General features: G+C 67.9%; 1 pseudogene. It reads right to left on the bottom strand.

Features of this window, described 5'->3' with window-relative positions:
• Positions 1-241 precede the first annotated feature (241 nt).
• Positions 242-751 (bottom strand): annotated as a pseudogene (locus A5698_RS12140) (bifunctional transcriptional activator/DNA repair enzyme AdaA); the annotation flags it as partial.
• Between the last annotated feature and the right edge of the window lie 143 nt (positions 752-894).

Here is an 894-nt window from a genome sequence, read left to right on the forward strand (position 1 = left end):
CGAGACCACGGAGTTACCCTTCAGCGACGTCGCGTTTGCGTCGGGGTTCGCGAGCATCCGCCAGTTCAACGACACCGTCCGCACGGTGTACGACGTGGCGCCCACCGTCCTGCGCGAGCGGGCGTGGGCACGGTTCGGCGGGGGCGACGGCGGTGCCGGAGCCATCTCCCTGCGGCTGCCGGTTCGTACACCGTTCGCATACGAGGGGTTGTTCGGCCATCTGGCGGCCAGTGCGATGCCCGGTGTCGTTGAACTGGCGGATGCTCGCGAACCCCGACGCAAACGCGACGTCGCTGAAGGGTAACTCCGTGGTCTCGATGAGCACCCGCGCCGTCTGCGACCGCTGCGCCCGCGCCAACGCAAGCGGATTGGCACCCACCTCGGCCTGCAGGAGCCGCTCGAGCTGGCGCGTCGTATATCCGAGTTTGGCGGCCAGCCCGGCGACACCCTCGCGATCGACGACACCGTCGGCGATCAGCCGCATCGCCCGCGCCACGACATCGCCCCGAACGTTCCACTCCGGCGAACCGGGGGAGGCGTCCGGCCGGCAGCGCTTGCAGGCGCGGAAACCGGCCTTCTGGGCGGCGGCCGCGGTCGGGTAGAACCGCATGTTGCGCGCGTACGGCGGACGAACAGGGCAGCTCGGCCGACAGTAGATCTTGGTGGTCAGCACCGCGGTGACGAACCAGCCGTCGAACCGGGCATCCTTGGATTGGACGGCTCGGTAACAGCGGTCGAAATCGTCGTGCATGCCTTTCACCATTACACGCGCGCACCGACAAGACTGGCGGAAAACCGACATGGTCGTCGGGGTGCGCGGCAGGTCCGATTCCACGGTGTCGGCGTCGAATTGCTTGACGACGGGTGCTGCCCACCGTACGTTGGCTCAAACAG

This window comes from Mycobacterium sp. E136, assembly GCF_001666865.1.
GTDB lineage: Bacteria > Actinomycetota > Actinomycetes > Mycobacteriales > Mycobacteriaceae > Mycobacterium.